The following is a 12682-nucleotide window of genomic DNA, read 5'->3' on the forward strand; positions in this document are numbered from 1 at the left end:
CTCGCCACGATACCGAGCGCCCGAGGGCGGGCCGTCAGCCCTCCAGCAGCCGCTGCCCCACGTACTCGCCCGGCTTGCAGCCGCCCGGCACCGCGAAGAGGCCGCTCGCCTCGTGCCGCAGGAAACGGGAGAGGCCGTCCCCCCGGTCCAGCTTCCGCTGCACCGGCACGAACCCCTTCAGCGGGTCCGCCTGCCAGGCGACGAACAGCAGACCCGCGTCCGGAGCCCCGTCGTCGAGGAAGCCGTCATGGTAGGAGAACGCCCGCCGCAGCATCGACGCACCACGGTTCGACGCAGGCGACGCCACGCGGATGTGCGCGTCACCGGGGATCGCCAGCGCTCCGTCCGCGTTGACCTTGTTGAGGTCCGGCCGGGTCGTCTCCGTGCCGCCGGACAGCGGCGCCCCGTCCGACTTGCGGCGCCCGATCACCTTCTCCTGGCGCTCCACGGAGAGGTGGTCCCAGGTGTCGAGCAGCATGCGGATGCGCCGGACCACGGCGTACGAGCCGCCCGCCATCCACTCGTCCGTGCCGCTGCGGTCCTCCGGCACGTAGATCTTGGCCGGGAAGCTCGGGTCCGAGGTCTTGGGGTTGTTCGTGCCGTCGATCTGGCCCATCAGGTTCCGGCCGGTCATCGGCTGGGCGGTGGCGCCCGGGGTCCGGTTGAAGCCGCTCATCTGCCAGCGCAGCCGCGCGGTGCTCCCGGCCTGCTGCTGGAGCAGCCGCAGCGCGTGGAAGGCGACGAGCGCGTCGTCGGCGCCGATCTGCACCCACAGGTCGCCGTTGCTGCGCTTGGAGTCGAGGGCGTCGGCGCTGAAGTCGGGCAGCGGCTCCAGCGCGTCGGGCCGCTTGGACGTGAGGTCCGTCCGGTCGAAGAACGTCCGGCCGAAGCCGAAGGTGACGGTCAGCGAGGAGGGGCCGGCGTCGAGCGCCACCCCCGAGTTGTCCCCCTTGGGCGTCTTCCCGGCCATGAGGTCGGCCGCGGTGTTCGACCACCTGCGCATCAGCGCGGCGGCGGCCTTGCGGCCGGCGTCGGGCGCGAGGTCGAACGCGAGGAAGTGACCGCAGGTCTGCGCGGGATCGGCGATCCCGGCCTGGTGCGCGCCGTAGAAGGGCCTGCTCGCGGTGCCGACGCCGGTCAGCGGCGCCGGGTCCTTGCGGACGGTCTCGGCGGAGAAGGCCCCGGCCGCGCCGCCCGCGACGAGCCCGGCCGCGCCCGCGGCGCCGGCCGTGCCGAGCAGCCGGCGGCGGCTGACGCCGCCCGCCTTCCGGGGCCGCTCCGCGTCCTGCTGTGTGTCCTGGGAATCCTGGGATCGTTCAGCCATCAGTTGATCTTCACGTTCCTGATCTCCGTGATCTGGTCGATGTCGGAGGTCCGTACGGTCAGGGTGAGCTGCCACGTGCCGGCCATGGGCAGCTGGAAGCCGGTGGCCTGCCAGCGGCCGGCGGACGTGCGCTTGAGGGCCGTGCGCAGCGGGCCGATGTTCTTCTGCTTCTCGGTGAAGGACACCTCCAGCTCCGGTACGTCCACGGCCTTGCCGGTCGGGTCGGTCACGGAGACGTCGAGGGAGTTGTTGCCCGTGCGGGCCGGGTCGATACGTACGAGGGCCGTGCCTCGCCCGTTCGTGCCACCCGTGTCGTACGGGATACGGGTCTCGGCCGGGCCCGAAGCGGCCGGGGCCGGGGTGCGGGCTCCGCCGGATGCCGCCGATTGGCGCTGTTCGGTGTCGGCCCGGCCCGGCTGGGTGCCGGTGAGCAGGGTGGTGACGGCGAGCAGGACGACGGCGACCCCGGCCTCGGCCAGGACGGCGCGCCGCAGTCCGCTGCGGGCTTCGTCGGAGTCGCGCTGCCGCCGTCCGGCGGCCTTCTCCAGGGCCTCGCGCTGGCGCGCGAGCTGGGCCGCCCGCTCGGGGGAGGCGTCCTTCTCCTTCCGGGAGGGGCCCGCCGCCTTGGCCGCCCCTGTGACCGCCCGGACGGTCCTGACTGCCGAGGCCGCCTTCTTCGCCGCCGGGCGGCCGTCGGTGAGACGGCCCGTCCAGCGCCGCGAGAAGGAAGCCAGGGCGACCATGCCCGCCACGAGCGCGACCTTGAGGAGGAGCCAGCGGCCGTACTCCGTACCGGTGAGCGCGCCCCACGAGCCGACCTGCCGCCAGGACTGGTAGAGGCCGGTCGCCACCAGGACGCACACCGAGGTGAAGGCGAGCCGGGAGAAGCGCTGCACCTCCGCGCGGCGTACAGGCTCTCCCGACCCCAGCGCGGCGAGCAGGGCGGCCAGGCCGCCGAGCCACACCGCGACGCCCAGCAGGTGCAGGACGTCGACCGGCATGGCGAGCCACGGCTGGAGGCCCGCCGAGGCGTGCTCTGCCATCGCCCAGGTCGCCGCGAGCCCGACGGCGACGACGGTGCCGCCGATCGCGAGCCCGTAGGCGACGTCGCGGCGCTCCATGCGGGTGCGGTCGCCGTCCTCGCGGGCGTACGAGCCGAACAACACGGCCAGGAACACCGCCGCGGCGCTCAGCAGCAGCAGGCGCGACAGCAGGGCCGCGCCCGGTTTGGTGGCCAGCACGTCACCGAGGAGGGTGAGATCGAAGGCCGAACCGAAGCCCTTGCCACCGGCGTAGGGGCCGCGCAGCAGCAGGAGCACCGACGTCGCGGCGAAGAGGGTGATCCAGCCGCCGACGGCGATCCGCTGCACGGGCCGCGAGGAGCGGCACACGCCGGCGAACACGCAGCCGCCGACGAGCAGGAGGTAGCCGGCGTAGGCCGCGTACCGGCCGGTCGTGTAGAGCGCGTCGACGACCGGGTCGGTCCCGGCCGCCGTCACTTTGGCCGCCGTCTTCGACGGCGCGCCTATCGAGAAGGTGAAGGCCCCGGCCACCGGGTGGCTGTCCGCGGAGACGGCCTGCCAGGCGACCGTGTAGGTGCCGTCGGCGAGCCCTCCGGCGAGCCCGACGGCGGCCGTGTCGGACTTGCCGCCGACGTGGGCGGGCTTGCCCTCGTCGACGCGCTTGCCCTGCGGGTCGAGGATCCGCACCGAGTCCGCGCTCAGCAGGACGCCTTCGGAGAAGGTGAGCTTCACCTGCCGGGGCGCGGTCGGCACCACGGAGCCGGAGGCCGGGTCGGTCGAGGTCAGCGCGGCATGTGCCGAGGCGCTGCCCGCGCCGGGCCCGAGCGCGCACAGCAGCGCGGCGAGCAGCGTGCCGAGGAGCGGCAGCAGCCGCCCGGCGGTCAGGGTCTTCATCGCACGTCAGTCCTTCGTCAGTCCTTGGGACGGAACGTCGTGGACTCCACGGGCACCTGGACCTTGACCGGCCCGGCAGTGGCGAAGTGCAGCGTGAACTCGATCTTCTCGCCGACGGCCGGCTTGTGGTCGAGCTTGCCGAGCATCAGGTGCGTGCCGCCGCGGGTGAGCTTCAGCTCGCTCTTGGCCGGCACGTCGAGCGAGGTCGCGTGCTTCATCTGCGAGTCCTCGGTGGTGTGCATGGTGATGTCGCCGGAGAGCGGGCTGGTGACCTTGGTGAGCCGGTCGGCCTTGCCGCCGTCATTGGTGACGGTGAGGTAGGCGGCGGCCATGTCGGTCATCGCGGGCTGCGGCAGGTAGGCGCCGCTGACCGACAGCTCCGGCTTGCCGGAGGACAGGGCGTCCTTCTCGGACTGGCAGCCGGTGAGCAGCAGGAGCCCTCCGGCGAGGACGAGCGGCAGGGCGGCGGCGGTGGCGGCGGTGGTCTTGCGCATTACGGGTTCTCCCCCTTGATGATCTTCGGGAGATCCTTGGAGTACTGGTCCTTGGTGGTTTCAGTCGTGTAGATCCAGTGGCCGCCGTCGTCCTTCGGCGAGAAGCCGACGACCTCGGCCCCGTGGCTGACGGTGATGGAGCCGTCCTTCTCCTTCTTCGGCTTCTCCACGAAGATGCCGATGCCCTTCGCCGCCGCCTGGATGGTGGCGAAGTCACCGGTGAGCCCGACTATGTCCTGGCCGCCCTGGGCGTCCAGCCACTCGCGCATCCGCTTGGGCGTGTCGCGCTCCGGGTCGGTGGTGACGAAGACGACCTGGAGCTTCTCCTGGTCCTCCTTCGGCAGGGTCTTCTCGGCCGCGGCGACGTCGGAGACGACCGTCGAGCAGACGTCGGGGCAGTAGGTGTAGCCGAAGTAGAGCAGGAGCGGGCGGCCCTTGGTCTCCTTGACCAGCTCGTACTTCTTCTCGTTCGTGTCCGTGAGGACCAGGTCCGGCTTGGCCTTCGGGCTGTCCAGGGTGATCGCGGACTTCTTGGGCGTGGCGGAGACGTCGGCGACGGGCTTGTCACCGCCGTCGTCCGAGCCGCCGCCGCAAGCGGTCAGCGTGAGCGCGGCGGCCGTGGCCAGCGCCGCGCCCAGGATCTTGGTGCGCATGGAGCTCTTCTCCAGGGATGGGTCGGTGGTGCGGGGCGGGGTGCGGGCCCCGCCGGGTGGCGGGCCCGCACCCCGGCCCGGTACGTACGTGGGCCGGCTCCGGGTCAGGCGGCCGAGCGGCGGCGACCGGCGATCAGGCCGAAGGCGACGCCCGCAGCGCCGACGACGATGCCGACGACGCCGAGCACGCGGGCGGTGGTGTCGCTGCCGCCGTCCTTGCCGTCCGACGTACCGGACGCGCTCTCGGTCTTGCCGTCCGCGCCCTTGCCGCTCGTCTTGTCGTCGTGGCTGTCACCCTTGCCGGCGGCAGCGCCCTTGGCGACGAGCTTCAGCGTGGGAGCCGGGTGCTCGGCCTCGGCACCGCCCGGCTTGGACGGGTCGATCCAGCGGACGACGTCGTCGTCGGAGTACGTCTGGAGCGCCTTGAAGACCAGCTCGTCGGCGTCCGACGGCAGCTGGCCGACGGACAGCGGGAACTGCTGGAACTGACCCGGATCGATCTTGCCGCCGGACCAGGTGATCTTGCTGACGGCCTCGTCGATGGTCTTGCCGTGCATCTGCAGCGGCTTGTCCAGCTTGGCCTTCTCGACCTTCACCTCCCAGCCGGGGACCGGCTGGGGCATCACCGAGGCGAGCGGGTGCTTGGGGTCGAGGGTGACTTCCAGCTTCACCGTCGAGGCGTTGTCCTTCTCGTTCGGCACCTTGAAGGCGATGGTGCTGTAGCCGCCCTTCTCGGCGGTGCCGGGCTGCACGCTGACGTGCGCGGAGGCGGGGCCGGCGAGCAGCAGGACGGCACCGGCGGCGACGGCGCCGATGACGGGGAGGCGGCGCAGGCGAGCGGACTTGGCGTTCATGGGGACACTCCAGGGGCAGGAGGGGACTACGAGGGGTGGGGGTGGCACGCGTGCGACGGTGACGACGACGGTGCGCCCGCCCTCCTGCCCGGGCTGCCTCCCCTGCCCCGGCCTGCCGGAATGCGGGCAGGCACGGCCGTACGCGAGCGCGCTCAGGCAAGCGGGGCGCTCGAAGGCTCGGGGAAGGGAATGCCGGGGACGCCGGAGATACGGCGGTGGTACGTCGTCAGGCCGCGAGGGCGAGGACCGGCGGGCCCCGCCTGATCACAAAGTGCTGGAGCACCGGTTCCGCCGCGGGGCGCTCCTCGGCCGCTTCCGTACGCGGAAGGGCGGCCGCCGGCTTCCCGGCGGACAGCTCCTGGAAGGCGCCTACGAGCGCGAAGGCCGTGCGCAGGGCCTGCACGAGCGTGGTCTCCGCGGCCTCGCGCGCCGACTGCTCCGAGAGCGCGACCACCCGCCACAGCGCCACTTCGCCGCGGCGCAGCAGCCAGCCCGCGGCCAGCGCCGCGAGGAGGTGGCCGAGGAGCATCGGCAGCGAGAGGGGGAGCGCGTCGAGCAGCGAGCCGGAGGACATGCCGCCGTGCATCCCCGTGGCCGGGCCGGCGGCCGTGGCCGCGGCGCCCGGCTGAAGGGGGTGGACGGCCGGGTCGAGGCCCGCGTCGGTGATGACCTGGCGGGCGGCGGAGGCGGACATCATCTGCGGCTGGTTGCAGACCAGCTTCGCGGCGAAGTCGATCAACCGGCCTTCGGTGGCCGTCTGCCGCGGCGCCATGCCGCCGTTCTGCTGGCCGACGGCGAAGAGCGTGTGCAGCGCGAGCTGGCCTGCCGCCAGGCCGGCCGCGATCGACGGCAGCGAACGCTCCCGCCCCGCCAGCGGCACGGCCGCGGCGAGAACGGCAAGGAAACCGGCCGCGAGGGTCCACAGGGGCACCCGCGCACAGGACGCCAGCACATGCCCGCCCGCGGACAGCAGAACGCAGGCCGCGGTGAACACCGCGGCCCGGATCAGTCGCAGATCGGCGCCGACACGCCCGACGGGGTGAGACATGGCTGCGCCATCATCCCACCGGGCTTACTCCTCCCCTACGGCAGGGGGCGCTCGATCTCCACCCGGAGGGGGCGCACCGGCGCACTCCCGTACTCCGCCTTACACCGATGCATCCACCGGGCGCGTCGTCCGAATGAGCGGTCTCACACACACGGGAGGCTTACGGGGCGTCAGTGCTGGCTATACGTATCGGTATGTCGAGCCGCGGCCAGGAGGCTGAGCATGAGCATTTGGTGGTCACTCCATCTGCGGCGCGAAGCCGCGAGCGTTCCGCTCGCGCGGCGGTTGCTGGTAGGAGCCATGGAGACGGCCGGGGTCGACCCGGATATTTCGTATGATCTTTCGCTCGCCCTGAGCGAGGCGTGTGCGAACGCCGTCGAACACGGCGGTGATTCCTCGACCGGCTATCTCGTCACGGCCTTCATCGACGGTGACACGTGCCGGATCGAGGTCACCGATTCGGGCCCCGGCTTCCCGGAGCAGCCCCGCCCGCACGAGCGCCGCAGCCGGCTCCCGCAGCCGCCCCGGCCCCTCGCCCCCGCCGAGGACGAGCACGGCAGAGGCCTCTTCCTCATCGAGTCGCTCACGGACCACGTCCGCGTCCGGAACCGCCCGGGCCGGCAGGGAGCCGTCGTCACGTTCGACAAGATCCTCAAGTGGAGAGAGGACGCGGCACTGCTCCGGGCGTCGTGAGCTCCGGCCGGGTCAGGTAATCGTCAGCGACACTTCGTGAACCTCCGTGACCGGATGGCCGGCCTGGGAGTGGACCCGCTTGACCGCGTCCGCCGAGGGCGCGTCGGACAGGCAGTAGACCGTGCCGGACTTCGGGTCCGCCCACGCCTGCTCGAAGTGCACGCCCTCCTCCGCCTCGATGGCCAGGTCCCTGCTGTGCGCTTCCTTGAGCTGATCGGCCGTGATGCCCTGCATGCCGTGATGGACGTCCATGAACTTGCCCATGGCTCCTCACACCTCCCTGGGGTCCCCCCGGGTGCGCCTTCCTGTGGCCATGATGCGCTCACGGGCCCTTGGCCCACCACCGCAGAAACGGCCCACCACCGCAGAAGCACAGTGAGCCGCAGCCCCCGGGTGGCAGGGGCTACGGCTCACACACGCACCGTAACGGCATCAGGCGTCAGCCCTTCAGGGACGCCATCCACGCCTCGACGTCCGACGCCGCCCGCGGCAGCGCGGCGGACAGGTTCCGGTTGCCGTCCTCGGTGACCAGGATGTCGTCCTCGATGCGGACGCCGATGCCGCGGTACTCGGCGGGCACGGTCGTGTCGTCCGCCTGGAAGTACAGCCCGGGCTCCACGGTGAGCACCATGCCCGGCTCCAGGACGCCGTCCACGTACGTCTCGGTGCGGGCGACCGCGCAGTCGTGGACGTCCAGGCCGAGCATGTGGCCGGTGCCGTGCAGGGTCCAGCGGCGCTGCAGGCCCAGCTCCAGGACGCGCTCCGCCGGGCCCTCGACCAGGCCCCACTCGACGAGCTTCGCGGCGAGGACCCGCTGGGCGGCGTCGTGGAAGTCGCGGTACTTGGCGCCCGGCTTCACCGCCGCGATGCCGGCCTCCTGGGCCTCGTGCACCGCGTCGTAGATCTTGCGCTGGAGCTCGGTGTACGTGCCGTTGATCGGCAGCGTGCGGGTGACGTCGGCCGTGTAGAGGCTGTTCGTCTCCACGCCCGCGTCCAGCAGGAGCAGGTCGCCGGAGCGGACCGCGCCGTCGTTGCGCACCCAGTGCAGGGTCGTGGCGTGCGGGCCGGCGGCGCAGATCGAGCCGTAGCCGACGTCGTTGCCCTCGACGCGGGCGCGCAGGAAGAACGTGCCCTCGATGTAGCGCTCGGAGGTCGCCTCGGCCTTGTCGAGGACCTTCACGACGTCCTCGAAGCCGCGCACCGTGGAGTCGACGGCCTTCTGCAGCTCGCCGACCTCGAAGGCGTCCTTCACGAGCCGCTGCTCGCTGATGAAGACGCGCAGCTCCTCGTCGCGCTCGGCGGTGACCTTGTCGGTCAGGGCCGCCTCGATGCCGGCGTCGTGGCCGCGGACCACGCGCACCGGGCCGCTCGCCCCGCCCAGCGTGCCCGCGAGCTCGCGGACGTCCGCGGCGGGCAGGCCCAGCAGCTGCTCGGCCTCGGAGAGGCTGTGGCGCCGGCCGACCCACAGCTCGCCCTGGCCGTCGAGCCAGAACTCGCCGTTCTCGCGGTTGGAGCGCGGCAGGAGGTGGATCGTCGCCCGGTGGCCCTCGGCGCCGGTGGGCTCCAGGACGAGGACGCCGTCCTGGCTCTGGTCACCGGTGAGGTACACGTACTCCGTGGAGGCGCGGAAGCCGTACTCGGTGTCGTTCGAGCGGGTCTTCAGGTTTCCGGCGGGGATCACCAGGCGCTCCCCGGGGAAGCGCGCGGAGAGCTCGGCACGGCGGCGCGCCGTGTGCGGGGCCTGCTCGATGGGCTGCAGGTCGTGCAGCTCGGTGTCGGCCCAGCCGCTCTTCATGTTGGCCGCCAGCTCGTCGGAGACGGCCGGGTAGAGGCCGTTCTTCCGCTGCTTGATCGGCTCGTCGCCTTCGGGGTTTTCGGGCGCGGGCTGCTGCTCGGTCACTGCTTTCCTCCTCGGACGGTGCGCTTTCCATCGTAGGTGCGACCGAAATACGAGGAAACTGTGGGGAAAATCAGAGGAAGGGGAGAAACCCGGGGCGAGCCCCGGAGGGAGTAGATCATTCGAAGTGGGCCGCGAGCAGGACGACGTCCTCGCTTCCGTCCCACGCGCCGTGGCTCTCCTGCGACAGCTGCGGCAGTACGGTGCGCAGCACATGTTCCACGACGGCGTCCGGATCCCTGCGCGCCGCCTTCGGGACGCCGGCGGCGGCCGTGCGCAGCCGGGCGAAGGCGCGGTCCATCGGCTTGCCCGTCCGGTGCAGCAGTCCGTCGCTGTAGAAGAGGAGCGTTTCTCCGGGCGCCGGTTCGATCTCCACGCTGGGCGCTTCCCAGCAGGCCAGCATCCCGAGCGGCGCGGACAGCGAGGTCTCGACGAACTCGGCGCGGTGGTCACCGATGATCAGCGGCGGGCAGTGGCCCGCGCCCGCCAGGACGACCTTGCGTTCGGCCGGCTCGCAGTACGCGAAGATCGCCGTCGCGGCGCGGGACGGCTCGGTGAGCCGCAGCAGGAGCTCGAGGTCGGAGAGGACCGCGACCGGATCTTCCCCTTCCATGACGGCGTACGCGCGGAGGGAGGCCCGCAGCCGCCCCATGGCGGCCACGGCACCCGGGCCGGAACCGCTCACTCCGCCCACGGCCAGGCCGAGTGCGCCCTCGGGCAGCGGCAGGGCGTCGTACCAGTCGCCGCCGCCGAGCGGACCGGTGCGGTGCCGGACGGCCAGCCGGACGCCCGGCGTCCGCGGCAGGCGGCTCGGCAGCAGCTCCTCGCGGAGGGTCGCCACGGTCCGCCGGGCCTCGGCCAGTTCGAGCTGGCGGGCGAGGTGCTCGGTGGCGTGGTCGCGGTAGAGGCCGGCGAGGTGGCGCTGCCGCTCGGTGGGCTCGGCCGGCTCGTCGTAGAGCCAGACGGCCGCCCCGATCCGGCCCGCGTGCTCGGTCTCCAGCGGTACGGCGTAGCTCGCGCCGTAGCCGAGGCGGGCGGCGACCTCGCGGTGGCGGGGGTCGAGCTCCTCGTCGGCGGCGATGTCGGGGTGGGCGGTGCCGCTGCGGGAGCCGGCCGGGGGGAGGTCGTCGAACAACCGGCCGTAGGCGGTCTGCGGGCGGGCGCCTTCCAGGACGGCGTCCTCCGGGACGGCGGAGGCCGGGAGGGTTTCGGAGGCGGCCGAGGGGATAGCCGCAGGGATGGTCTCGATGTGGCCGAGGTCCGCGTGGTCCAGGCCGAACCCGACGGTGACGGGGTGCTCGTGGCCGGGGCCCGTGGCCGGGTGCAGGGTGATCAGGCCGCGGCGGGCGCCGACGAGCGACGCGCCCGCCCGCAGCGCCTCGTGCAGGGCGGCGTCGAGGCCGGCGGTACGGGTCAGCCGCTCGGTGAGGTCCTGGAGGGTGGTGAGGTCGGAGATCCAGCCCGCGAGGCGGTCCTGGACGACGGCGTTGGGGGCGGGGAGGGACGGCCCGGGCAGGGCTCCGGCGCCGGAAGAGCCGGAGGAGGCGGCTGCGCCGGACGGGTGGGCAGGGTCACCGGTGCCGGCTGGTGCGCCTGATCCGCAGGGATCCCCCAGCCCTCCTGGTCCTCTCGGGCCTCCTGCGCCTTCTGGTCCCTCTGCGCCCGCTGACCCGTCTGCTCCGGGCGCACCGGGAGCGGCAGGGGAGAGGGGATCTGCGGAGGAGGCTGCGGATGTGGGAGCCGGAGTCTGGGCGGGAGAGGGGACCGGAGGGTTGATTCCGGCCACTTTCGGCAGGTGGGGCGTGGTCATGGCCGGCTGCCCGGACCGGCCGGCGGTGCGGTGCTCGGGGCGCCCGTGCGCACCAGGGCCCGCGGCACTTCGCCGCTCCCTCTTGACCACCGTCTTGACCTGTGATTTCTCATGAATAGCATCGCAAACCCCCTGTCGCGTTGCGCGCTATCGGTGCTCCACATGTACACGCCCGGGCAAGGAGATGTCCAGCATTGAACCGGTGGGATTGGTGGTGTCTATGGGGATTCAAACTTGGCCGGAAAATGGTCCCGAGGCCATGGATTTGCGGTCGACTGACGTTGCTCGACAGCGCGTCATATCCACCCCGGTGGGTACGTACACGGAGAAGGGCAGGGGCAGTTGGGGCCGCCCCGGAACCCGGCGGCGGGCCCGAGCGTCTTAACCGGCGACGGCCGCGCCCGCACCCGAGGGCGATGGGGAGACCCGTGCCGCCGGCGAGGGGCGACAGGCTCAGCACGAAGCGCCATACGCGCGCCACCCCCCGCCATGTTTCACGCTCGGCCCGTGGCGTGATGCGCTGCGTTGTACAAGCAGTGACTTGTGATCGACCACGTGGTGTGCCGGCTTGGTGAGAGCCACGGCGTGTTGAGCGGCGCGCCATGTCGGGCCGTAGTGCCATGGAGTCCGGACGCGGCCCGGAAGCAGTTCAGGTGCAGTTCCAGCAGGCAGTCCCGGGACCGCCGCACAGCCTTGCGCACGGCTCCAGCAGTTCGGTCGGTACGGCCTCCGCTCCATTGCACAGATCGCACAGCACGGTCCGCTCCATCCGCACTACCCGTACGGCTCACTCCGTACGCAGCTCGGATCACCATCAGCGCGATACGGCCCTTGCCACCGGCAGGGGTCCCCGACACTTCGGCGTTCACGGAAAGGAACGAGCGCTCATGCGCGAGATCCTCGGAAGGCGACGCAAGCTCTCGCTCAGGCGAGGCGACCGGTCCGCGGTCCTCTCCGCGGCCCTGGCCTATGCCACCGAATGGCAGTGGCCCGTACTGCCCGGCGTGGGCCTGCGGGCCGACGGCGGGCGCGTGCGCCGGTGCAACTGCCCGCAGCCCGACTGCGCGGCCCCCGGCGCCCACCCCTTCGACCCGGGGCTGCTGGCGGCCACCACGGACGCCAAGATGGTCCGCTGGTGGTGGACCAACCGGCCCGACGCGCCGGTGGTGCTCGCCACGGGCGGCCGTGCGCCGTGCGCCGTGAGCCTGCCCGCGGTGGCCGGCGCCCGCGCCCTCGCCGCGTTCGACCGCGCGGGCGTCCGCCTCGGGCCCGTGGTCGCCACTCCCTCCCGGTGGGCCCTGCTCGTGGCTCCCTACTCCCTGGAGGTCCTCGGCGAACTGCTCCACCGCCAGGACTGGGTGCCCGGTTCGCTGCTCTTCCACGGGGAGGGCGGCTTCGTGGCGCTTCCCCCGTCGCCCACGGGGGCGGGCCGGGTGCGCTGGGAGCGCGCGCCGCAGTCGGCCGGGACCACCGGAAGCCCTGGCGGTGCTGCCGATTCTGTCAAGGGCGCCTTCGGTGGCGGAATCCGTACGTTCCGCGCTGATCGCGCGGGGCGCGGGGAGCGTAAGGAACGTACGTCCGGTGCGGCGCAGCCCTGGCTGCCGGACGTGTCTTCTCTGGTCGACGTCCTCGTCGAGGAGAGCGCCGGCACGGGGACGCCGGGCGGCGGCAGCCGGCTCGCGTTCTGACCCCGGCCTCGGCGACTGCCCTCACGGGGAACCCCGCGCACCGGCGCGGGAGACGGGCACGACGGCGAGCGCGGGCGCGACGGCGGGCGCGGCGCCGGGCATGACGAGCACGACCAGCACGACAAGTACGAACGAGCACATGGAGAGCGCGTACGGACGGGAGACGCACGCGCTCTCACTCGTACGGGTGTAAGCCCGTCCGAGTTCTGCGGGATTCCACCGCGCGGCCCCAAGGACAGCCCTGTTCTGACCGCTATGTTCGGGTGAGGATCCGGACCGGGTTGGTGCCGGCCGGGTCCCGTCGA

The 12682-nt window shown here is 72.6% G+C and carries 11 protein-coding genes; 2 read left to right on the forward strand and 9 right to left on the reverse strand.

All coding sequences use genetic code 11. The features are described 5' to 3' along the window. Nucleotides 1-34: 34 nt before the first annotated feature. The 6 genes from efeB to PS271_RS14475 form a co-directional block, all read right to left on the reverse strand. Nucleotides 35-1324 (reverse strand): iron uptake transporter deferrochelatase/peroxidase subunit, encoded by a 1290-nt coding sequence (gene efeB / locus PS271_RS14450; protein ID WP_398382284.1) that lies wholly within the window; start codon nucleotides 1322-1324, stop codon nucleotides 35-37. After that, the gene (locus tag PS271_RS14455) at nucleotides 1324-3240 is read right to left on the reverse strand and encodes a copper resistance protein CopC (protein WP_398382285.1); all 1917 of its coding nucleotides are present in this window, start codon (nucleotides 3238-3240) and stop codon (nucleotides 1324-1326) included. Before PS271_RS14455 ends, efeB begins: the two co-directional genes overlap by 1 nt. A gap of 17 nt (nucleotides 3241-3257) precedes the next feature. Beyond that, nucleotides 3258-3734 carry a copper chaperone PCu(A)C gene (locus PS271_RS14460; protein WP_398382286.1) on the reverse strand — a complete coding sequence of 159 codons (477 nt, stop codon included), beginning with the start codon at nucleotides 3732-3734 and terminating at the stop codon, nucleotides 3258-3260. After that, the gene (locus PS271_RS14465) at nucleotides 3734-4387 is read right to left on the reverse strand and encodes an SCO family protein (protein WP_398382287.1); all 654 of its coding nucleotides are present in this window, start codon (nucleotides 4385-4387) and stop codon (nucleotides 3734-3736) included. The genes PS271_RS14460 and PS271_RS14465 overlap by 1 nt, the downstream gene beginning before the upstream one ends. 104 nt (nucleotides 4388-4491) lie before the next feature. Further along, nucleotides 4492-5241, reverse strand: coding sequence for a YcnI family copper-binding membrane protein (locus tag PS271_RS14470; RefSeq protein ID WP_398382288.1), 750 nt, complete (start codon nucleotides 5239-5241; stop codon nucleotides 4492-4494). 226 nt (nucleotides 5242-5467) lie between these two features. After that, nucleotides 5468-6289 (reverse strand): hypothetical protein, encoded by an 822-nt coding sequence (locus PS271_RS14475; protein ID WP_398382289.1) that lies wholly within the window; start codon nucleotides 6287-6289, stop codon nucleotides 5468-5470. Between the two features lie 222 nt (nucleotides 6290-6511). On the opposite strand from PS271_RS14475, the gene PS271_RS14480 reads away from it, so the two are divergent. Beyond that, nucleotides 6512-6982 (forward strand): ATP-binding protein, encoded by a 471-nt coding sequence (locus PS271_RS14480; protein ID WP_398382290.1) that lies wholly within the window; start codon nucleotides 6512-6514, stop codon nucleotides 6980-6982. Between the two features lie 12 nt (nucleotides 6983-6994). Here PS271_RS14480 and PS271_RS14485 read toward each other — a convergent pair whose 3' ends face one another. The 3 genes from PS271_RS14485 to PS271_RS14495 all read right to left on the reverse strand — a co-directional run bounded on the left by PS271_RS14485 (nucleotide 6995) and on the right by PS271_RS14495 (nucleotide 10689). Further along, complete coding sequence (locus PS271_RS14485) at nucleotides 6995-7246, reverse strand: SCO4226 family nickel-binding protein (protein WP_398382291.1); 252 nt, start codon at nucleotides 7244-7246, stop codon at nucleotides 6995-6997. Nucleotides 7247-7421: 175 nt separating this feature from the next. Then, nucleotides 7422-8882, reverse strand: coding sequence for an aminopeptidase P family protein (locus PS271_RS14490; protein ID WP_398382292.1), 1461 nt, complete (start codon nucleotides 8880-8882; stop codon nucleotides 7422-7424). A 115-nt stretch (nucleotides 8883-8997) separates the two neighbouring features. Then, nucleotides 8998-10689 (reverse strand): PP2C family protein-serine/threonine phosphatase, encoded by a 1692-nt coding sequence (locus PS271_RS14495; RefSeq protein ID WP_398382293.1) that lies wholly within the window; start codon nucleotides 10687-10689, stop codon nucleotides 8998-9000. Nucleotides 10690-11576: 887 nt separating this feature from the next. Between PS271_RS14495 and PS271_RS14500 the strand changes: the two genes are divergently transcribed. Next, nucleotides 11577-12377, forward strand: a complete 801-nt coding sequence (locus PS271_RS14500) for a bifunctional DNA primase/polymerase (RefSeq protein WP_398382294.1) — start codon at nucleotides 11577-11579, stop codon at nucleotides 12375-12377. Nucleotides 12378-12682 lie beyond the last annotated feature (305 nt).

The sequence above is a fragment of the Streptomyces sp. SCA2-17 genome (genome assembly GCF_044336695.1).